Consider the following 21,625-nt stretch of genomic DNA (forward strand, 5'->3'; position numbering starts at 1 on the left):
GGTGAGGACCACCATCACACTCGCGGGGATCAGCAAGTCGTTCCTCGGCGTGCCCGTCCTGCGGGGGGTGGACCTGGAGCTGCGCGGCGGCGAGGTGCACGCGCTGATGGGGGAGAACGGCGCCGGCAAGTCGACCCTGCTCAAGGTGCTCGCCGGGGTGCACCGCCCGGACGCCGGGTCGATCGAGATCGACGGTGTCGAGCACAGCTTCGCCGGGCCCGCCGACGCGCAGCGGGCCGGCATCGCGATCATCCACCAGGAGTTCACCCTGCTGCCGCACCGCAGCGTCGCCGAGAACGTGTACCTCGGGCGCGAGCCCGTGCGCCGGCTGCGGGTGGACCGCCGGCGGATGGTCGAGGAGACCGCGCGGCTGCTCGACTGGCTCGGCGAGGACGGCGTCGACCCCACCGCCCCGGTGTCCGCACTGCCGGTCGCCCAGCGGCAGGTCGTCGAGATCGTCAAGGCGCTGTCCACCGACGCCCGCGTGCTGGCGATGGACGAGCCGACCGCCGCTCTCGCCGACCACGAGGTCGAGCTGCTCTACGACCTCGTGCGCCGGCTGCGCCAGCGCGGCATCGCGATCCTCTACGTCTCCCACCGGATGCGTGAGGTCTTCGATCTCAGCGACCGGATCACCGTGCTCAAGGACGGCGCCTTCGTGACCTGCGCGCCGACCGCCGAGCTGACCTCGGCCGACCTCGTGCGGCACATGGTCGGGCGCGAGCTGGGCACGCTCTACCCCGAGCGCGCCGACCCGGCGGGTCTCGGCGCGGTCCGGCTCGCGCTGCGCGGCGCCGGCAACGCCCGGGTGCGCGAGGTCGACCTCGAGGTCCGCGCCGGTGAGATCGTGGGCGTCGCGGGGTTGCAGGGGTCCGGCCGGTCGGCCCTGGCACGGGCGGTGTTCGGCGTCGAGCCGTTCACCAGCGGGACGCTCGAGCTCGACGGGGTGGCCACCCGGATCACCAGTCCGCGCGGGGCGGTGCGGCAGGGCGTCGCGTTCGTCACCGAGGACCGCAAGGGCGAGGGGCTCGCGTTGCGCCAGTCGGTGCGCGACAACGCCCTGCTCGTGCGCCGCTCCGCGCTCCCGCCCCGCCGCGGGCGGGCCGCCGTGGACCTGGCCGCGCTGCTGGAGTCGGTCAACGTCGTGGCCCGGGACGAGCACCAGGAGGTGCGCTTCCTGTCCGGGGGCAACCAGCAGAAGGTCGTCCTCGCCAAGTGGCTGGCGGTGGACCCGGCGGTGCTGGTGGCCGACGAGCCGACCCGCGGCATCGACGTCGGCGCCAAGAAGGCGGTGCACCACCTGCTGCGGGAGCTGGCCGACCGGGGCGTGGCGGTGCTGATGATCTCCTCGGAGCTGCCCGAGCTGATCGGCATGAGCGACCGCATCCTCGTGATGCACGACGGCCGGCTCGCCGGTGAGCTGCCCGCCGGGGCGAGCGAGACGGCGGTGATGGCCCTGGCGACGGGGCACGGCGTGGGCGAGGTCGCGTGACGGTCCAGGAGAAGCCCCTGCCCGTCCGGACGGTGCCGGCCCGGACGAGGAGCCGGGGCTTCGCGTTCACGCCCACGGTCGTGGTCTACCTCGCGCTGGCGGTGCTGCTGGTCGTGGGCAGCGTGCTGGTCGCGCTGCGCGGCGGGGTGCTGCTCGACCAGGCGGGGCTGCTCAACATCTTCACCCGGGCCACGGCGCTGGGCCTGGTCGCGATCGGGCAGACGATCGTGATCCTGGCCGGCTCGCTCGACCTGTCGGTCGCCTACCTCGTCGGCCTCACCTCGCTGGTCGCCGCCGAGACCATGGCCGGCCAGGCCGGCATGATCGTCCCCGGCGTGCTGCTCGCGCTGGCCGTCGCCGCGGTCGTCGGCCTGGTCAACGGGCTCGTGATCACCGTCCTGCGGGCCAACGCGTTCATCGCGACACTCGGCGTCGCGCTCGTCCTGCGCGGCTACCTCGAGCACAACTACACCGGACCCGCGGGCGAGGTGCCCCGGACCTTCCAGCACCTCGGCTACGACCGGGTGGGTCCGGTACCGGTCGCGGCGCTGCTCATGCTGGGCATCGCGGCGATGTGCTGGTGGCTGCTCACCCGCTCCCGCCCCGGCTACCACCTCTACGCCGTGGGCGGTGACCTCGAGGTCGCCCGGCTCTCCGGGGTGCGGACGCGCCGCACGATCGTGACCGCGCACGTGCTGTGCTCGGTGGCCGCGGGGCTCGCCGGGATCTACCTGGCCAGCCGGCTCGGGTCCGGTGCCCCGTACGTCGGCACGGACGCCGGCTTCGACCTCGAGTCGATCGCCGCCGTCGTGCTCGGCGGCACGCTGCTGGCCGGCGGTCGCGGCGGCGTCGTCGGCACGATCGGCGGCGTGTTCATTCTGGCCACGCTGGACACCGTGTTCGACGACCTCGCCGTCGACCCGTTCTTCAAGGACGTCGTCCGGGGCGTCGTGCTGGTCACCGCGGTGGCCCTCTACGCCCGACGCACGGTGAGGAGGCAGTCGTGAGCTTCCGTCCGCGGCTGGCCGAGGGCACCGCGCCCGTCCTGGTCGTGCTGGTCGTGCTGCTGGTCGGGCTGGCCATCGCCGGCCCCGCCTACAGCTCGCCGGAGGGCTATCTCGCGCTGCTCAAGCGGGCCGCGCCGCTGATGATCCTCGCGATCGGCCAGTACTTCGTGATCGTGTCCGGCGGGTTCGACCTCTCGGTCGGCGCCCTGGTCACCGCCGGTGTGGTGATCGCGGCCAGGCTCATCGACGGCGAGGACTCGGCCACGGCGTGGGTGATCCTCCTCGTGCTGGCGTTCGGCCTGCTCGTGGGGCTGGTCAACGGGCTGGTCACCACCGTGCTGCTGGTGCCCTCGTTCATCGTCACGCTGGGCATGCTGCTGGTGCTCGACGGCGCGGTGTTCCTGTGGACCGGTGGCGCCCCGCGCGGGGCGTTGTCGCCGGGCTTCCGCGAGTTCGGCCGGGGCGCGGTCGACGTGCCGCTGCTGGGCGAGGTCCCGTGGTCGGTGCTGATCCTGCTCGCGATCCTGGCGGCGGCGGTGCTGTTCATGCGCGGCGGTACCGGCCGGGCGCTGGTCGCCGTCGGCGACAACGAGCAGGCGGTCCGGCTCTCCGGTGGGCGGGTGAACCGGCTGCGACTGCTGGCGTTCGTGCTCTCCGGTCTGCTGGCCGCGGTCGCCGCGATCCTGCTCGGCGGCTTCGCCGGGGTCTCTGCCCAGGTCGGCGCCGGCCTGGAGTTCCGTGCGATCACCGCGGTCGTGCTGGGCGGAGTCCTGCTCGGCGGCGGCCGCGGGTCGGTCGTCGCCGCCACCGCCGGCGCCCTGTCGCTGGAGGCGCTGTTCACCCTGCTGAACCTGCTCGGCGTCGCGGGCGCCCTCGAGTCGGCGGTCCAGGGCGTGATCATCATCGGCGCCGTCGCCTACGCCTCCCTGGGTGTCGGGCTGCGACACCGGTTCACCCGCACGACCACCAAGCAACCCGCGACAGCCTCCGGATAGCCCCCCACCCCGAGAGCCCGAGGAGATCGATGACCCCGACCAGGATCCTCACCGCGATGGCGGCGGTCGCCGCCCTGGTGCTCGCGGCCTGTTCCAGCGAGCTGCCGGAGGAGAACGCGCCCGGCGGCGACACCTCGACGGGCGAGGCGGCGAAGTCGGAGTTCTTCGACCAGGCCGAGTACGAGCGCCAGCTCGCCTTCCGCGACGCGAAACCCGAGGGCCCGGCGGACCGGCCGTGGGAGCAGATGCTCGAGCCGGAGCTGGTCGACACCGCCCAGTACGCCAAGCCGGGCGGGAACTACACGATCTGCTTCTCCAACGCCGCGGTGGACAACCCGTGGCGGCAGGTCGGCTTCAAGACCATGCAGCGCGAGGTGGAGCTGCACCCCGAGATCACCGAGTTCACCGTGCTCGACGCGGAGGCCAAGGACGACAAGCAGATCAGCGACATCCAGTCGTTGAGCGGCCAGAGCTGCAGCGCGATCATCATCTCGCCGAACACCACGGCCACGCTCACGCCGGCGGTGGAGGCTGCCTGTGACACCGGGGTGCCGGTGATCGTGTTCGACCGCGGCGTGAACACCGACTGCCCGGTCACGTTCATCCACCCCATCGGCGGGTTCGCCTTCGGCGCCGACGGCGCGGAGTTCCTCACCGAGCAGGTCCAGCCCGGCGGCAAGATCCTCGCCCTGCGGATCCTGCCGGGCGTGGACGTGCTGGAGCAGCGCTGGGCGGCGGCCAACGAGATCTTCGGCGAGAGCGAGCTCGACGTGGTGGGCGTGGAGTTCACCGACGGCGACGCGGCCAAGACCAAGAGCATCGTCGCCGACTACCTCCAGCGCGAGGGCGAGATCGACGGTGTGTGGATGGACGCGGGCGCGACGGCCGTCGCCGCCGTCGAGGCGTTCCAGGACGCCGGCGTCGAGGTGCCCGCGTTCGTCGGCGAGGACCAGCAGGACTTCCTGCGCCTGTGGGTGGACGAGGACCTGACCGCGGTCGCCCCGACCTACCCCACCTACCAGTGGCGGACCCCGATCATCGCCGCGCTGCGGATCCTCAAGGGCGAGCAGGTGCCCAGCGAGTGGGTGCTCCCGCAGCCGCGGATCACCGACGCCGACGTGGCGGACTACGTGGCGCAGGACATGCCGCCGCTGCACTACGCGATGTGCGGCTGCGAGGACATGCCCGGATACCCGGGGCCCTGGCAGTGAACCAGCACCCCGTGGGGGTCAACACCTGGGTCTGGACCTCCCCGCTGACCGACCCGACCCTGGCGGAGCTGGCCGCCAGGGTCGCCGGCTGGGGCTTCGACGTGCTCGAGCTGCCGGTCGAGAACGTGGGGGACTGGACACCGCGCGAGGCCGCCCGCGTGCTCGGCGACCACGGCCTCGGCGCGACCGTGTGCCTGGTGATGCCGCCCGGGCGCGAGCTGGTCCGCGCCGACCCGATGACCGTCAAGTCCACCCAGGAGTACCTGCGTTCGGTGGTCGACGCCGCGGCCGTGGTGGGTTCACCGGTGATCGCCGGGCCCGCCTACGCCTCGGTCGGTCGAACCTGGCGCATGTCGGCAGCCGACCGGGCAGCCGCCTACGCCGAGCTCGCCGAGAACCTCGGCCCCGTGCTGGAGTACGCGGCGAGTGCCGGGGTGACCGTCGCCGTCGAGCCGCTCAACCGCTACGAGACGAGCCTGCTCAACACCGTCGCGCAGACCCTCGAGGCGATCGACGGCCTGCCGAACTGCGGGGTGGCCCTCGACCTCTACCACCAGAACATCGAGGAGGCCGACCTCACCGGGGCGATCCGCGCCGCCAGGGGCCGCATCGCGCACGTCCAGGTCTGCGGCAACGACCGCGGCGCCCCCGGTGCCGACCACCTCGACTGGCCAGCGATCCTCGCCGCGATCGACGACGCCGGCTACACCGGCCCGCTCTGCGTCGAGTCGTTCACCGGCGAGAACGCCACGATCGCGACCGCGGCGTCGATCTGGCGCCCGCTCGCCCCCACCCAGGACGACCTCGCCCGAACCGGCCTGCGCCACCTGCGGGCGGTGATGGGCACCAGCTGACACCCGTCCTCCGACGGCGCCGGCACGCCGCGGGGCACCCCACGCGAAACGGGAGCAACGATGCACAGACCCCTTCTGCGAACCGCCCTCAGCGTGCTCACGGCCGGCGCGGTCACGGTCGGCCTGATGCCGGCCGCCGCGGCCCACCCCGGCCACGCCGACCCGGAGTTCCGGGCGCTGCTGTTCACCAAGGTCGCCGCCGGCGCCTACCGGCACGACTCCATCCCCGCCGCCGTCGAGATGATCACCCAGCTTGGCGCCGAGCACCACTTCGAGGTGGTGCACAGCGAGGACTCGGCGATCTTCAACGACGCCGACCTGGCCACCTTCGACGTCGTGGTCATGGTGCAGAACGGCGGCATGGTCTGGGACACCGACGCCCAGCGGCAGGCGGTGCGCACCTACGTCAACAACGGCGGCGGCATCGCCGCCGTGCACAACGCCACCGACATGAACATCGAGTCCCAGTTCCCGTGGTGGGACGACTTCGTCAACGGGGGCGCGCACATGACCGCGCACTCGGCCGGCGGGCTCACCGCGACCACGCACCGGATCGACGACGTGCACGCCTCCACGAAGGACCTGCCGGACCGCTGGCAGCGCCCGGAGGAGTGGTACAACTTCCACCCGACCATGCGGGGCAAGGTGCACTCCCTGCTGGAGGTGGACGAGAGCACCTACGACCCGGGGCCCGAGGCCATGGGGACCGACCACCCGATCTCCTGGTGCCGCGAGGCCGAGGGTGGCCGGGTCTGGGCCACCGCGATGGGCCACGCGATCTCCTCCTACTCCGAGCCGCTGTTCCGCCAGCACGTGCTGGGCGGCATCCAGACGGCGGCCGGCGCGATCCCCGCCGACTGCTCGGCGACCATGGACGCCGCGTTCGAGAAGGTCGTCCTCGACGACACCACCAAGGCCCCGACCTCGCTGGACGTCGCACCGGACGGGCGGGTGTACTTCACCGAGATCCTCGGCCAGATCCGGATGTACGACCCGGACACCGCGGCCATCACCACCGCCCTGGACCTGCCGGTCTACGAGGGCGGCGAGGACGGGCTGACCTCGCTGGTGCTCTCCCCGGACTTCGCCGCGACCGGGCACATGTTCGTCTACTACTCCCCACCGGGCGCCGAGGAGGTCAACCGGGTCTCCCGGTTCACCGTCACCGGTGACGTGGTGGACCGGGCGAGCGAGGTCGTGCTGCTGGAGATCCCGGCCTCACGGCGGGAGGAGCCCGGCCACACCGGCGGCTACCTCGAGTTCGGACCTGGGGGCAACCTCTACATCGGCGTCGGCGACGACACCAACCCGTTCCAGTCCAGCGGGTACGCGCCGATCGACGAGCGGCCGGGCCGGGACCTGTACGACGCCCAGAAGACCTCGGCCAACACCAACGACCTGCGGGGCAAGATCCTGCGGGTCCACCCCGAGGCGGACGGGACCTACACGATCCCGGCGGGCAACATGTTCGCTCCCGGGACCGAGCTGACCCGCCCGGAGATCTACGCGATGGGCTTCCGCAACCCGTTCCGGTTCTCCATCGCCGCCGACGGCAGGCTCTACCTGGCCGACTACGGACCGGACGCGGGCGCGGACAACCCCAACCGCGGGCCGGGCGGGCTGGTCGAGTGGAACGTGATCAGCGAGCCGGGCTTCTACGGCTGGCCGTACTGCGTGGCCAACGGAATCCCGTTCAACGACTTCGACTTCGCCACCAACGCCTCCGGGCCGAAGTTCGACTGCGCCAACCCGGTCAACAACTCGCCCAACAACACCGGCCTGACCACCCTGCCGGCGGCCAAACCTGCGACCGTCTGGTACGGCAACGGCGCGAACGGCAACGCCTTCCCCGAACTGGGCGAGGGCGGCGAGGCCCCGATGGCCGGCCCCGTCTACGACTACGACCCCGACCTGCAGTCCGACACCAAGTTCCCCCAGTTCTACGAGGGCAAGGCGTTCTTCTACGAGTGGGCCCGCAACCGGAACTTCCTGTTCCACCGGGACGCCGAGGGCGGGATCCTCGACATCGACCCCTGGTTCGTCGGCAATGTCCCGTTCGCGCCGATGGACATGAAGTTCGGCCCCGACGGCGCGTTGTACGTGGTCGAGTGGGGTGGCGGCTACGGCCGGGACAACCCGGACTCCGGCGTCTACCGCATCGACTACACCCGCGGTGACCGGCGGCCGGTGGCGAGGGCCACGGCCAGCCCGACCAGCGGGGCGGCGCCGCTGCAGGTCCGGTTCTCCGGCGCGGCGTCGGCCGACCCCGAGGGGGAGCAGGTCCGCTACTCGTGGAACTTCGGTGACGGGTCGACCTCCACCGAGGCCGAGCCGACCCACGTGTTCACCGAGAACGGTCGATTCAACGTGCAGCTCACGGTCACCGACCCGGGCGGCAAGACCGGGTTCGCCAACGTCTCGGTGACCGTCGGGAACACCGCACCCGCTGTCGAGCTGGCGGCGCCGGTGAACGGTGGGTTCTTCGACTTCGGTGACCGTGTCGCCTTCGGCGCCACGGTCACCGACCCCGAGGAGCAGACCGACTGCGCCAAGGCGACGCTGCGGGTGTCGCTCGGCCACGACGCCCACGACCACCTCACCGACACGATCCGCGCCTGCGAGGGGGAGTTCGCGACGCTCGCGGACGAGGGCCACGCCGATGCCGACGTGTTCTACACCGCCGAGGCGACCTACACCGACGCCGGCGCGGGCGGCCAGCCCGCGCTGACCGGGCGGGACCTCGCGGTGCTCCAGCCCAAGCACAAGCAGGCCGAGCACCACGACTCCGCCACCGGGGTGGTCGTGCAGAACGACCCCGCCGCCGGGGCCGGCAAACGGGTCGGCGAGGTGTCCAACGGCGACTGGATCGCCTTCGAGCCGGTCAACCTGCACCAGATCGAGCGGGTCACCGCGCGGGTGCACGGGGCCTCCGACGGCGGCTCGATCCAGTTGCGGGCCGGGTCGCCCACCGGCGCGCTGGTGGCCACGATCCCGGTCCCGCGGACCGACGGCTTCGTGACCCTGCCCCCGGTGGCGGTGACGGACCCGGGCGGGACCATCGACCTGCACGCGGTGTTCACCACCACGGCCGACAACCAGTTCACCGTGGACTCGTTCGACTTCGTCGGCAAGGGCGTCTCGGTGAACGCGGCGCCCTACGTCGCGGTCAACGCCGCACCCGCCTCGGGCGCGGCACCGCTCGAGGTCGACTTCACCACCGACGCGGTCGACCCCGAGGGCGACACGGCGCTGCGCTACGCGTGGAACTTCGGTGACGGCGGCACCTCGACCGAGGCCGCGCCGACGCACACCTACGCCGAGCCGGGCACCTACACGGCCACGGTGACGGTGACCGACGGCGCCGGGCGCGCCAAGGCGGCCTCGGTGCGGGTCGTCGCGACGGTCCCGCCGATGCCGCCGATCGAGTGCGCCGACCCGGAGGCACCGGTCGACCGGGGCGACGAGTTCTCCGCCGACCGGCTCGACGGCTGCCGCTGGGACGCCGTCGTCCGCCCGAGCCTGACCTCGATGCGGATGGACGAGGGCGTGCTCAGCATCGACACGCTGCCCGGGGACATCAACGGCGCGGCCAACGACAACCCGAACAACTTCGTCCTGCAGACCGCGCCCGGCGGTGACTGGACGCTGGAGACCCGGATGCGCGCACCGCTCGCCGAGCGGTACCAGCTGGCCGGCTTCATGGTCTACGGCAACGACGACGACTACGTGAAGTTCGACGTGGTGTCGGTCAACGGGCCGGGCTCGACGGTCGACCTACGCGCCGAGCTGGTCTCGGAGAACAACGGCCAGTTCGGCAACGGCGGAAACCGCTCGGTGACGCTGGGCACGGGTCCGGAGAGCGGCTGGTGGCACCTGCGGCTGACCAAGGCCGGCAACACCTACACCGGCTGGGTCAGCGACGGCGGCACCGAGTGGACGCCGCTGGGCGAGGCCGTCACCAACGAGATCCCCGACCCGCGGTTCGGGCTGATGGCGATCGGGCCGCAGCAGACCAGAGGGCCGGTCACCGTCGACTTCGACTGGTTCCGGGTGTCCGGTGTGGACAGCACGGCGCCCACCGTCACCGCGGCCGTCTCACCCGAGCCGGGGGAGTCCGGCTGGCACACCGCGGCGCCCACGGTGACCCTGACCGCAGACGACGGAACGGGGTCGGGCGTGGCCGCGACCGAGTACCGGGTCGACGAGGGCGCGTGGACCCGCTACGCCGAGCCGTTCCGGGTCGGCGCCGAGGGGAGCCACGTCGTCGAGTACCGCGCGGTCGACCGCGCCGGGAACACCTCGCCGGTCGCCAGGGCGGAGCTGAAGGTCGACACCGCGGCTCCCGCGGTCGCGGTCACCGGGGTGGTCGACGGACTGACCTACGGCCACAGCGAGGACCGGGTCGTGGACTGGACGGTGTCCGACGAGGCGTCCGGTCCCGGCGAGGTCACCGCCACCCTGGACGGTGCTCCACTGGCGCCGGGCACCCGCCTCGCGTTCCCGCGGCTGGCGCTCGGCGAGCACACCCTCGTGGTGCGCGCACCGGACGGGGCCGGGCACGTGGGCGAGCGGACGGTGGTCTTCACCATCGCCACCTCGGTCACCGACCTGCAGGCCATGCTCGACCGGCTCCAGGCGGAGAACGAGGTCGGCTGGCTGGCCGCGCTGGTTCTCGAGGCGCAGCTGGACCAGGCGCACCGGGAGGTCGTCCGGGACCGGCCCGACCTGGCAGTGCGGTGGCTGACGGCGTTCGGCTCCGCGCTGCCGCTGCTGGTGCCGAACGCCGAGGCGCGGGCGGTGCTGGCGACCGACGCTGCCGCGGTCGCCGCCGCCCTGCGGGAGTAATGACCCCGAAACGGGGGCGGATGCCGGTCCGCCTCCGGCCCCGGGCCGGCTAGCCCCCGGCCCGGGGCGCTTCGGGGCGCGTCCGCACAGCCCTCGGCCCATCGACCGGCACTGTGCGGAAGCGCCCTAAACTCAGTCGCGAAGTACTCGGGAATTCCCGAGTACTGTGCTGGGGGTGGCCGGAGGGCTGGCGAACGCGATGCACCACACGATCATCGCGGTGGACGTGGAAGGTTTCGGTGCCCGGGACGGCCCGCACCAGACAAAGGTCCGGGAAGGCCTCAGCGCCGCGGTGCACCGGGCATTCCACCACTGTGGGCTCCCGTGGTCCGGCTGCCGCACGGAGGACCGCGGCGACGGGATGCTCGTGCTGGTTCCGGCACATGTGTCCAGCGCACGGCTGGTCGAGTGCCTGCCCACCGAGCTGGCCGCCCGCCTGCGCGAGCACAATGCGACAGCCGACGAGCAGGCGAAGATCCGGCTCAAAATTGTCATACATTCGGGTGAAGTGCTGCGGGACCGGCAGGGATATTCCAGCCCCGCCGTGGTGCACGCCTGCCGCCTGCTGGATTCCGCGGTTCTGCGCGGGGAGCTCAGAAACGCCAGCGGAGTTCTCGCCCTGATCACCTCCGACGACTTCTTCACCAACGTCGTCAGCCAGAACCCCGCCGTCGACCACCGCATCTACCGCAAGGTCGCCGTCGCCGAGAAGGAGACCAGGACCGTCGCCTGGGTCTGCCTCCCCGACGACCACGAGGTGCCCCGGCGACCCCGACCGCACCCCGGTCGCCACCGGCGCGAGCGCGTTCCGCTGCGCGGCCGGCTTCCCCGCCTCCCGGTCACGGCCCTCACACTGACCCTGCTGCTGCTGGTGGGCGGCACCACCGGGAACGTGTTCGCCGCCCTTCCACCCAGCGGCCGGTGCGCGGTGCCGGTCCAGCTGAACGTGAACGTGTCCATGGAGAAGAGCCGGGTGCTCCGGGACCTGGCCGAGCAGTTCGAGCGCAGCACCCAGGACGACCGGGGGTGCAAGGGCGTCAGCGTCCAGGTCACCGTGGCCCGCGCGCCCGAGTCCGTGATCGAGGCGATCGGACGCGGCTGGTCGGGCCGCGAGGACGTGCACAAGGTCGGCCCCGAGCCGCACGTGCTGCTGCCCGACTCCGGCTTCGAGTTCGACGCCGCAGTCCGGGCACTACAGCTCAGCGGTCACGACGAGATGGTGCTGGAGGACTGGGGGCCGATCGCGCTCTCGCCGCTGGTGCTGGCCCGGCCGCGACCGCCCGGCGACCTCCCCGACCCGCCCGTGCAGCCGGCGACCTGGTCCAGCGTGCTCGAGACGGCCGAGGACAACGCGAGCTCCTCGGATCGGCGGTACCACCGGCCGAGCCCGATCACCTCCGGGGCGGGGCTCACCGCCACGATCGTGCTGTACCGCACGGCGCTCGAGCGCCGCCTGGACGCCGAGGCCCTGTCCGCCCGCGGCGCGCCGAACACCCTGCACCAGGTGGAGCTGTCGGTGGTGGCCGGGGACGAGAGCGGTGACCTGCTCTGCTCGACCTGGGAGCACCCCGGTGCCTCGGGCACGGTACTGGTGTCGGAGAAGGCGGCGGCCGACTACAACGAGGGCGACGCTCCGCCCGGCGCGCCGTGCGCGCCGCGCACGAGCGGGTCGCTGGACATCACCTACCCCCGGATCGGCACCCCCTACCTGGACCACCCCTTCGTCGCGGTCTCCTGGCGGGAACTCCCCACGAACCCGGCCAGGGACCGGGCAGTCCGCTCGTTCCACGAGTACCTGGTCGGCCCGGACGGTCAGGCGGCGCTGCGGCGGGCCCGGTTCCGCGACCGCCTGGGGGACACCGTGGACTACGAGGGTGCCCCCCAGGACCGGCCGGCGAGGCTGGGTCTGGAGAAGGTCGACGTGCCAGCGGTGGTCCAGGCGTTCCACGACGCGCGGCGGGCGGTCCGGGTGCAGCTGCTCGTCGACGTGTCCACCGCCATGTCCGTGCGGCTCCCGGAGCTCGGCGGGTCGCGCCTGGAGGCCGCGGCCGACGCCGTCTTCCGCACCCTGCGCTCGGTGGGGGACCGCGACCGCGTCGGGCTGTGGGAGTTCGCCCAGGGGCACGGCGGCCGCGCCGACCACCAGGTCCTGCTGTCGATCGGCGACGGCACGGCGCAACGGGCCCGGGAGAGCCTGAGCAGGGTGAGCGTCAGCGGGCGGCCGGCCCGCCTGTACCCGACGCTGGAGGCGGCGGTGCTCGCCCTCAGGTCGGGCCGGCCGGCGTCCCCTGAGGTCGGCGACGCGATCCTGGTCGTCGCCGACGGCAGCCGGAACGAGGTGGGGCACTCACAGCTGGTCGAGGTCCTGGCCGCCGGCGAGCCGGTACCGGTGTTCCTGATCGCGTTCGCGGCGTCGGTCTGCGACTCGAGGCAGTGGCGGGAGATCACGCAGGAGACCGGCGGCGCGTGTCACGAGGTGAGGAACATGGCCGACATCGACACCGCGCTGGAGAGCGTGGCGACCGTGTTGTGGGGTGGGCGGCGATGACCGTGCGGAGGTGGTGCGGCCCGCGGTTCGTGCTGGCGGTACTGCTCGTGCTGACCGGCTGCGCGCGGGGGCAGGACCCCGCCGCCCGGTTCGACCAGGAAGGGCCGATCGTGTTCACCGACGGTCCGGACACCAGCAACAACCGCCAGATCAAGCAGTTGGTGAAGGCCTGGAACGACGTGCGCGGCAGCGACGAGCGCGTGACGTTCGTCGAGCTGTCCTACGCGACCGACGACCACCGCGCCCAGCTGCGGGCCCGCGCACAGGACCTCGCCGTCGCCGACCCCGAGAAGTTCCGGGAGCAGTGCTACGACGTGGTGACGCTGGACGTCATCTGGGCCACCGAGTTCGCCGAGGCGGGCTACCTCGTCCCGCTCGACGGCGCGGAGCTGGACGTGGACCTGTTCCTGCGCGAGCCGGTGCGGGCGGTGACCGTCAACGGCCGGCTCTGGGCCGTGCCGTGGCGGACCGACGCCGGGCTGCTGTACTACCGCACGGACCTGCTCGACAAGGCGGGCAAGCAGGTGCCCACCACCTGGGCGGAGCTGGCCGCGGTGGCCGACGAGCTGGCGGAGGGGGACCTGGCTGGCTACGTCGGCCAGTTCGGGCGCTACGAGGGGCTCACGGTGAACGCCGTCGAGTGGATCTGGGGCGCCGGCGGTGAGGTGCTCGCGCCGGATGGTTCGGTGGTGGTCGACGAGCCGGCGGCGCGCGAGGGGATCGAGATGCTCGCTCGCGGCGTCGAGGACGGGTGGATCCCGCGGACCGCGCTCGGCTACGACGAGGAGCGCAGCCTCGACGCGTTCCGGCAGGGCGGCGCGGTGTTCATGCGCAACTGGCCGTACGCCTACCGTCGCCTCGAGGACGGGAACTCCCCGGTGAGCGGCAAGTTCGGGGTGGCGTCGCTGCCCGGGCCGAGTGCGCTCGGCGGGTGGAACCTCGGGATCTCGAGCTGCTCGACCCACCGCCGCACCGCCCAGGACTTCATCCAGTTTCTCACCAGCAAGGACAACCAGCGTCGGTTGTTCCAGACCGCCGGCTTCGGCCCCACGATCGCCTCGCTCTACAGCGATCTCGACCTCGGCCGTCAGTTCCCGTACCTCGAGGTGCTCAAGCACAGCCTGCGCACCGCGCGGAACCGGCCCGCGACGCCCCAGTACGAGGACGTGAGCGAGGAGATCCAGGAACACGTCGGCGACGCCCTGGAGCGAGTGGACTCGGTGGACGACCGCGTCGAGGACCTCGCCGAGGAGCTGACGACCGTCACCGGCGGGGGTTAGGGAGCGTCCTGGCCGAGCTAGGGCACGTCCTCAAAGCCCTCGATCGCGGTCTTCGCGCCCAGCCCGCCGCTGGCCGCGTTGTCGGACAGGCCAAGTACGACCCGGTACGAGGCCCGCCCTCCGCCTTGCCAGCGACGACCTGGATCACGAAGCCCATCGACCGGGACTTTGAGGACGCGCCCTAGTCGGCCCGGTACTGGCGAGCGCTCAGCACGTCCACGGTGTCGAGCAGCCAGCGGCCGTTCTGGTTCACCAACGTGTAGCGGTGCTGTTCGCGCGACCCCCGGCCGTCCTTGAAGACGAGGTCCACGGTCACGTCGACGGTGCTGCCGTTGGCGCTCGCGCCGGATGCCCGGACCGACCTGACGCTGTTCCAGTAGCTCTCGTAGTTCTGCCGGTTGCGGGCGGGGAAGTTCTGGAACCGCGGTGTCATCCGGGTCCAACCCTCGGCGGTGTTGCCCGGCACGAGCTGGTAGTAGCTCACCACGGCCGCCGCCGGGTTGTTGGCGGGCTGGTTGTTCTGCGGCGGCTTGTTCCCCGGCGGCTTGTTCCCCGGCGGGTTGTTCGGTCCCGGCCGCGAGGAGGCGGGCGGGGTGGCCGGTGAGCTCGCCGGCTGTTCGGTGCGGGACGGGGTGTTCGAGGGCTCCGACGTCGATCCCGCCGCCGAGGACGTCTCCGACGAGCGGGAGGTGTCGGCCGGTGCCGGGTTGCCGCCGCGGTCCGCGGTCCGCTCGTCGTCCCCTTTGTTGATCAGCACCAGGGTCGTGGTGACCGCGACCAGCACGACCAGCGCCGCCAGCGCGACGAGCAGCCGGCGCCGGTTCCGGGCACCGGTGGTCGGTTCGGCGGGTACCACCCGCTCGGTCGCGGGCTCCTCGGCCGGCCGTGGCTGCGCCGACGGCTCGGCGGGGGGCACGACCGGCGGCAGGGGAGCGGCGGCCGGGGCACGCCCCTCGGCGATCTCGGCGAGCGCCTCGTGGGCCTGCTCCATCGTGGGGCGCCGGTCCGGGTCGGGGTCCAGCAGGCGGGTGAGGATGTCGGTCAGCGGGCCCGCCTGCTTGGGCGGGATGATGTCCCCGGACGCGATCCGGTGCAGCAGCGCCATCGGGTTGTCGCTGGTGCCGGCGGGCGAGGAGCCCTCCACGGCGGTGTAGAGCGTGGCTCCGAACGAGTAGACGTCGGAGGCGAAGACGACCCGCTTGCCGCGGGCGGCTTCGGGGGCCAGGTAGCCGGGCGTGCCGACGAACGTGCCGGTCGCCGTGAGCGATGCGTCCTCGACCACCCGGGAGACCCCGAAGTCGGTGATCTTCACCGTCTGGTCGTCGCCGACGAGGATGTTGCTCGGTTTGACGTCGCGGTGCACGACCCCGGCGGCGTGGGCGGCGGCGAGCGCCGCGGCGGCCTGGGCGCCAAGCCGGGCCACCTCCAGCGGCGACAGCGTGCCCCGCTCGGCGAGCAGCTGGGACAGACTGGTCGAGGGCATGTACTCCATGACCAGGTACGGCCGGCCCTCGTCCTCGACCACGTCGTACACGGCGATCAGCTGGGGGTGGTGCAGCTTGGCCGCGATCCGCCCCTCCCGCATCGTCCGGCGCCGGGCCTCCTCGAGCCGGGGCTCGTCGAGCCCGGGCGGGAACAGGACCTCCTTGACCGCGACCGTGCGTCGAAGCCGCTCGTCGTGGGCCTGCCAGACCACGCCCATGCCGCCGCCGCCGACGCGCTCGGTCAGTCGGTAGCGGCCGGCCACCACCTCGTCCACATCCATGCCCCGCTCGGCTCCCACGCGTTCGGGTTTACACCACAGAGTGAAAACCAAACGGATCGGGCCCGATCCGACCCGTGATCGAGTCCACACCGCCACCCACGGTGGTCACCCGATGGCTCGTCGAGCGGAGAGTCGCCGTTCCTGGGACGGTGGTGACGTGGCGGAGGTCATCAGCGACGAACGCGTCGCCGCCGTGCTCCGGCGGTTCGTGCGCGGCTGCGAGCCCATGGTCGGCCGGCTCAGGGAGAGCGACGAGCCGTTCGACCTCGACGTCGGCCGCGACGACGCCGAGATCGATCACGGCCTGCTCGACCGGGCGAAGGCCCGGCTCGCGCGGGTGCGCTGGCCGGGCTCGGCGAGCTGGGCCAGGCTCTCGGTCGAGGAACGCTCCCACTGGTGGGTCAGCCGGGTCGGTCGGGTGACCGCCCTCGCCGCCTCGGTCACCGGGCTGGCCGGCGCGCTGGGCGACCGGCTGCCGCTGCAGAACATCCTCGGCTCCGCCGGCCAGGGCCTGCTGCTGTGCGCGATCGCCGCCGAGCACGGCGTCGAGGACCGGGCGACCCGGGTCCGGTTGCTGGCCGAGGTGCTGTTCGACCGGCGGCTGAGCCACGAGGTCGCCGTCGGGGAGGGCGACGACGCGGCCGACGCCGCCGTCGTGCGCGACGTCACCGGGGACGGCGAGCCGGTCGAGGAGCCGAAGGGCGGCCGGCCGGGGCTCAAACCGGCGGCGAAGTGGCTGTGGCGGCAGGGGCGGATGCTCCTCGCGATCTACGACGAGCTGGAGAAGCGTCCCCACGGGCGCTTCTACCACCAGGCCCTGGGCATGCTGCCGGTCGTCGGGATGGCCGGCGACTACCTCGGCGAGCGCTCGGCCCTCAAGCGCGTCGCGCGCTCGGCCCACCGCTGGATCCGCGCGAACACCTGACCCGCTCAGCGCGCGGCCACCTGCTGGGCCGCCTCGGACCGCGGGCCGAACGCGGTCAGGAAGCGGTCGCGGAAGGTGTCCATCCGCCAGACCGGCGCGTCCGGGCTCGGGTTCATGCCCGGCTGCCACCGCCAGGGCGTGACCCGGTCCAGCACGGCCCGGTCGCGGCTGATGATCGTGATCGGGACGTCCCAGCTCGCGCCCTTGCCGGTGACGATCGGCGCGGGCTGGTGGTCGCCGAGGACGACCAGGACCAGGTCGTCGTCGCCGTGGGTCTCCACGTAGGAGACCAGGGTCTCCAGCGAGTAGTGGATGGCGTCGCCGAACGCCGCGCGGACCTTGACCGGGTCGGGCCAGATGTCCTTCGAGCGCTTCCCGGCGGCGGGCTGCGGGTCGAAGACCGAGCCGTCGCCGACCTCGTCCCAGTCGACCAGCGTGGGCAGCGGCGCCCACGGCGTGTGCGAGGAGACCAGGTCGATCTCCGCCATCAGCGGCTGCCGGTTGGGCTTGTCCCGCTCGGCCCGCTCCAGGTGCGACAGCGTGTACTGGTCGGGCATCTTGGCGTAGGCGTACCGGGGTCCCTCGTAGCCGACGTTGAAGGCGTCGTAGACGTGGTCGTAGCCGAAGTAGCGGCCCTCCGGCCAGTCCCTGGTGATCGCCGGCGCGACCCCGAGGGTCCGCCAGCCGGCCCGGCGGAAGGCGTTGCTCAGCGTCAGGCGGTCCCCGGTGGTGAGCGCGTCGTAGCGCCGCTGGTTGTTGATCCACAGTCCGGACTGGAGGGTCGCGTGGGCGAACCAGCTGCCGCCGCCGGAGGTGGAGGACTCGAGGAAGGCGCTGCGGGAGTCGAAGCCGGCGGCGCGCAGGCGGTCGGTCCCGGAGTCGAGCAGCGCGTCGATCTCCGGGGCGATCTCCGGGTCCTCGATCGCCACCCGCCCGTAGCTCTCCACGAACGTGATCAGGACGTCCTTGCCGCGCAGCGCGGTCAGCAGCTGGTCGCCGGGGGTGTGCCGGAAGTCGTCGTCGGCGGCCTCTCTGGCGAACGCCTGCGGGTCGAGCAGCCCGGCGCGGATCTGGCGCAGGTCGTGGTAGGCGTTGGACATGGCGCTGCGGGCGGCCACCGGGGTGTCCGGCGCGAACTGGACGCCGAACATCGCACAGATGGCCCAGACGAGCCCGAGGACGGTGACCGTGCGGGTGGAGCCGCGGCGGTGGTCGACGACGACGCGGCTCAGCCGCAGCACCGACAGCATCATCAGCACCACCACCGCGAGCGCCAGGACGACGGCGCCGACCACGGCGAGGGTCGCGCCCACGTCGCCCACCGAGGTCCGGACGAAGTCGACGCCGGGGCCGAGGAAGCTCCAGTCGAAGACCGGGTCGAACGGGCGGGCGAGCGTCTCGTTGAAGCCGAGGTCGAAGAACTTGATGATCGTCAGCAGGCCGAGGCCGATCCCGGCGGTCGCGGCCACCAACCGCCGCGGTCGCGCCGGCAGCACCAGCACCATCCCGGCGACCAGGATCGCCTCGACCGGGAGCCGGGTGAACGCCGTGACCGTGTACCGGCCCAGGTCGTTCGGCGCGAGCAGCGCGGCCAGCACGAGCCCGGCGGCGAGACCGGTCGCGACCCGGCGCGCCACCCGCCGCGCGGTGCTGAGCTCGGCCTCGGGCACCGCGGCGGCCGGCCGGTTGCGGTACAGCCAGCCGATGTCGTGGGAGAACGACCAGGTGAGCGTGGCGAGCGCGAACCCGACGACGGCGAGGGCGGCGGTGTCCGGGAGCAGCCCCGAGGCGGCCACGGCGAGCACGATGCCCTGCTCCGCGGCGACGGTCTTGCGGATCAGGCTCGGCGGCAGGTCGGCGCGCAGCCAGCGCAGCACCCAGCCAGCGGCCACGAACGCGTAGCGCATCACCCCGATCGCCACCACCAACGGTCCCAGCTCGCGGGCGACGAACAGGCTCAGCACCAGGATCAGGAACGCGTCGACCTCCATGTCGAAGCGCGCGCCGAACGGCGACATGGTGCCCGTGAGCCTGGCCACCCGGCCGTCCACCGCGTCCAGGGCCAGCGCGACCGACGCGATCGCGACGACGAGCGCGGTGGGGGCGTCGCCGTCCACGACCAGCGCGGTGACCCCGCCGACCAGGGCGGACCGGGAGAGGGTGACCAGGTCGGCGGGACCCAGCGCGGTCACGCCGAAGCGCCGGGCGGCGGCGGTCAGCGCCGCGAACCCGACCGCGGTGTAGCCGAGCCCGGCCACCAGGGCGGCCGGGGTGAGCCCGGCGGTGACCGCGAGCACGGCGAGCAGTACGACCTGCCCGCCGGCGCCCGCCGCCAGCGTCCGCACCGGTGATGCCGTCAGTCCCGCCACGCGTCCTCCCAGAGTCTGGTTCCGTATGGTCAATACGAGCCCCGGCTCGGATCGGTTCTACGAACGCCGCAATCGACTTCCTGGAGCAACGTGACCAGCCAGTTCGCCCCCGAATGGCTCGCCATGCGCGAGGCCGCCGACGCCGACGCCCGCGACGGAGGCCTGCTCGGGCCGCTGCTCGACCGGCTCGGCGGCACCGAGCGCGTCGTCGTGCGCGACCTCGGCTGCGGCACCGGGTCGATGGGCCGCTGGTTTGCGCCGCGGATGCCCGGGCCGCAGCACTGGATCCTCACCGACCGCGACCCGGTCCTGCTCGAGCATGCCGCGCGCGACGTGCCCGCCGCCGTCGAGACCGACCTGCGGGACGTGACCGACCTGACCGCGCGGGACCTCGCCGGCACGTCGCTGGTGACCGCCTCGGCGCTGCTGGACCTGCTCACCGCCGAGGAGGTCGACCGACTGGCCACGGCCTGCGTCGAGGCGGGCTGTCCGGCCCTGCTGACGCTCTCGGTGACCGGCGGGGCCGAGCTGGCCCCGCCGGACCCGCTGGACGATGCGGTGGCCGCCGCGTTCGACGACCACCAGCGGCGGACCGTCGACGGCCGCCGCCTGCTCGGCCCGGACGCCGTCGACGCCGCGGCGGCCGCGTTCGAACGCGCCGGTGCGCTCGTCCACCGGCGCCCCAGCCCGTGGCGGCTCGGGCCGGAGCAGCGGCTGCTGACCGAGCAGTGGCTGCACGGCTGGGTGGGCGCCGCCGCCGAGCAGGAGCCGGACCTGGACGTGGCCGACTACCTGCGGCGGCGTCGTTCGGCGGCCGAGGCGGGCGAGCTCGCGGTGACCGTTCACCACGAGGACCTGCTCGCGCTACCCCGGTGAGCCGGCTACGCGGACTCGGTGATCTCGACCTTGTCGGGGTAGAACGCGACGTGCCCGGCGATCTCGGCCACGGCCGGGTACGGCTCCCGGTAGGTCCACACGACATCGGTCAGCTCGCCGTCGGCCAGGGCGAGGCTGTAGTACGACGCGTCGCCCTTGAACGGGCAGTGCGTGCTGGTGTCGGTGGCCCGCAGCAGCGTCTGGTCCACGTCGGCCAGCGGGATGTAGGGGACAGCGGGGTAGGTGGACTCCCGCAGGCTCAGGGCCGAGGTCGTGTCGGCCACGACCTTGTCGCCGACCCGGACCGTGACCCGCGCGGGGTTGGGCTCGACGGTGATCGGGTGGTCGGGACCCGGGGTCTTCATCTCTCCTGGCATGGTGCCGCCCTCTCCTCGGTGGGGTACCTGTGTCCGGTGCAAGGCCTGGCCGGCGACGAATGTTCCCCGGTGGACGGAGTAGATCCCCTATACTCGAGACGTCTTGCCTGGACGGAGAGACCCGATGTCCCGTCGCGTCCACAGTGGAGCCAAAGGCCCACTGATCATGATCGCCGCGGTGCTCGTCGGGCTCGCGTTCCCGCTCGCCCTGCCTGCTCCGGTCGACAGGGCCGCCGTGCGGCAGGATGACCGTCCGGTGATCGGGCCGGCCACCGGGGACGAGCTGCACGTGATGTCGTTCAACCTCCGGTTCGCCTCCACCAGCGAGCCGCACTCCTGGAAGCGGCGGCGGCCGGTCGTGGCCGAGCTGCTCGGCCGCGAGCAGCCAACCGTGCTGGCCACGCAGGAAGGCCTCTACGGACAGCTCAAGGACGTCGACAGCGACCTGCCCGAGGCCTACGAGTGGATCGGGGTCGGCCGAGGGGGCGGCAGCCGCGACGAGTTCATGGCCGTCTTCTACGACACACGGCGGCTGGAGCCGCTGGAGTTCGACCACTTCTGGCTCTCCGACACCCCTGAGGTGATCGGTTCGAAGAGCTGGGGCAACGGCATCGTCCGGATGGTGACCTGGGTCCGGTTCGCCGACCGCCGCACCGGTGTGGAGTTCGTCGTCTTCAACACCCACCTCGACCAGTCCGAGTACCCCCAGCGTCGGGCGGCCGCTCTGATCCGCGATCGCATCGCCACGTTCAGCCTCGGGGTTCCGGTCGTGCTCGCCGGCGACTTCAACGCCCCCGCGGAGCGGTCGGCCACCTACGACCTGCTGAGCGCGGGGATGGCCGACACGTGGCGGACCGCCGCCGAGCGCCGCACCCCCGTCCACTCCACCTGGCACGGGTACCGGCCACTGCGCCCGGACGGCGACCGGATCGACTGGATCCTCACCCGCGGCCGGGTGAGCGTGCGCGCCGCCGCGATCAACACGTTCTCCGCGGGCGGGGAGTTCCCCTCCGACCATCTCCCGGTACAGGCCCTGGTCACGATCGGCTGATGGGCCACCCGGCGCAGGCCGCTGCGCCGG

14 protein-coding genes are annotated in these 21,625 nt (G+C 72.7%); 11 read left to right on the top strand and 3 right to left on the bottom strand.

Translation table 11 applies throughout. From position 1 onward, the window contains the following. Position 1 precedes the first annotated feature (1 nt). From BU204_RS26145 to BU204_RS26180, 8 genes are all read left to right on the top strand, one after another. A complete protein-coding gene (locus tag BU204_RS26145; protein ID WP_075128408.1) occupies positions 2 to 1,492 on the top strand; it encodes a sugar ABC transporter ATP-binding protein in 1,491 nt (496 codons plus the stop codon). Positions 1,493 to 1,509: 17 nt separating this feature from the next. Next, positions 1,510 to 2,499, top strand: a complete 990-nt coding sequence (locus BU204_RS26150) for an ABC transporter permease (RefSeq protein ID WP_083661654.1) — start codon at positions 1,510 to 1,512, stop codon at positions 2,497 to 2,499. Further along, a complete protein-coding gene (locus BU204_RS26155) occupies positions 2,496 to 3,494 on the top strand; it encodes an ABC transporter permease (RefSeq protein ID WP_075128409.1) in 999 nt (332 codons plus the stop codon). Before BU204_RS26150 ends, BU204_RS26155 begins: the two co-directional genes overlap by 4 nt. 29 nt (positions 3,495 to 3,523) lie before the next feature. Further along, positions 3,524 to 4,705, top strand: a complete 1,182-nt coding sequence (locus tag BU204_RS26160) for a substrate-binding domain-containing protein (protein ID WP_075128410.1) — start codon at positions 3,524 to 3,526, stop codon at positions 4,703 to 4,705. Between the two features lie 11 nt (positions 4,706 to 4,716). Then, a complete protein-coding gene (locus BU204_RS26165; protein ID WP_233160606.1) occupies positions 4,717 to 5,559 on the top strand; it encodes a sugar phosphate isomerase/epimerase family protein in 843 nt (280 codons plus the stop codon). Between the two features lie 60 nt (positions 5,560 to 5,619). Then, positions 5,620 to 10,404 carry a ThuA domain-containing protein gene (locus BU204_RS39365; RefSeq protein WP_143229748.1) on the top strand — a complete coding sequence of 1,595 codons (4,785 nt, stop codon included), beginning with the start codon at positions 5,620 to 5,622 and terminating at the stop codon, positions 10,402 to 10,404. Positions 10,405 to 10,579: 175 nt separating this feature from the next. Beyond that, the gene (locus BU204_RS26175; RefSeq protein WP_143229749.1) at positions 10,580 to 12,952 is read left to right on the top strand and encodes a vWA domain-containing protein; all 2,373 of its coding nucleotides are present in this window, start codon (positions 10,580 to 10,582) and stop codon (positions 12,950 to 12,952) included. Continuing rightward, a complete protein-coding gene (locus tag BU204_RS26180) occupies positions 12,949 to 14,232 on the top strand; it encodes an ABC transporter substrate-binding protein (RefSeq protein ID WP_075128433.1) in 1,284 nt (427 codons plus the stop codon). Before BU204_RS26175 ends, BU204_RS26180 begins: the two co-directional genes overlap by 4 nt. A gap of 181 nt (positions 14,233 to 14,413) precedes the next feature. On the opposite strand, the gene BU204_RS26185 is transcribed toward BU204_RS26180, so the two are convergent. Continuing rightward, positions 14,414 to 16,015, bottom strand: a complete 1,602-nt coding sequence (locus BU204_RS26185) for a serine/threonine-protein kinase (RefSeq protein WP_233160608.1) — start codon at positions 16,013 to 16,015, stop codon at positions 14,414 to 14,416. 139 nt (positions 16,016 to 16,154) lie between these two features. Between BU204_RS26185 and BU204_RS26190 the strand changes: the two genes are divergently transcribed. Beyond that, entirely contained in the window at positions 16,155 to 16,922 is a 768-nt protein-coding gene (locus tag BU204_RS26190; protein WP_075128414.1) for a hypothetical protein, read from the top strand. 5 nt (positions 16,923 to 16,927) lie between these two features. On the opposite strand, the gene BU204_RS26195 is transcribed toward BU204_RS26190, so the two are convergent. After that, positions 16,928 to 19,291 (bottom strand): CDP-alcohol phosphatidyltransferase family protein, encoded by a 2,364-nt coding sequence (locus BU204_RS26195; RefSeq protein ID WP_233160616.1) that lies wholly within the window; start codon positions 19,289 to 19,291, stop codon positions 16,928 to 16,930. 123 nt (positions 19,292 to 19,414) lie between these two features. Between BU204_RS26195 and BU204_RS26200 the strand changes: the two genes are divergently transcribed. Further along, positions 19,415 to 20,167 (top strand): methyltransferase domain-containing protein, encoded by a 753-nt coding sequence (locus tag BU204_RS26200; RefSeq protein WP_075128435.1) that lies wholly within the window; start codon positions 19,415 to 19,417, stop codon positions 20,165 to 20,167. A 5-nt stretch (positions 20,168 to 20,172) separates the two neighbouring features. Here the strand turns inward: BU204_RS26200 and BU204_RS26205 are convergent, their stop codons facing one another. Further along, positions 20,173 to 20,544, bottom strand: coding sequence for a DUF427 domain-containing protein (locus BU204_RS26205; RefSeq protein WP_075128415.1), 372 nt, complete (start codon positions 20,542 to 20,544; stop codon positions 20,173 to 20,175). Between the two features lie 124 nt (positions 20,545 to 20,668). On the opposite strand from BU204_RS26205, the gene BU204_RS26210 reads away from it, so the two are divergent. Next, on the top strand, positions 20,669 to 21,595 hold the full coding sequence (locus BU204_RS26210; protein ID WP_075128416.1) for an endonuclease/exonuclease/phosphatase family protein: 927 nt from the start codon (positions 20,669 to 20,671) through the stop codon (positions 21,593 to 21,595). Positions 21,596 to 21,625: the final 30 nt, after the last annotated feature.

It is taken from the genome of Actinophytocola xanthii (genome assembly GCF_001921205.1).
Classification (GTDB): domain Bacteria; phylum Actinomycetota; class Actinomycetes; order Mycobacteriales; family Pseudonocardiaceae; genus Actinophytocola; species Actinophytocola xanthii.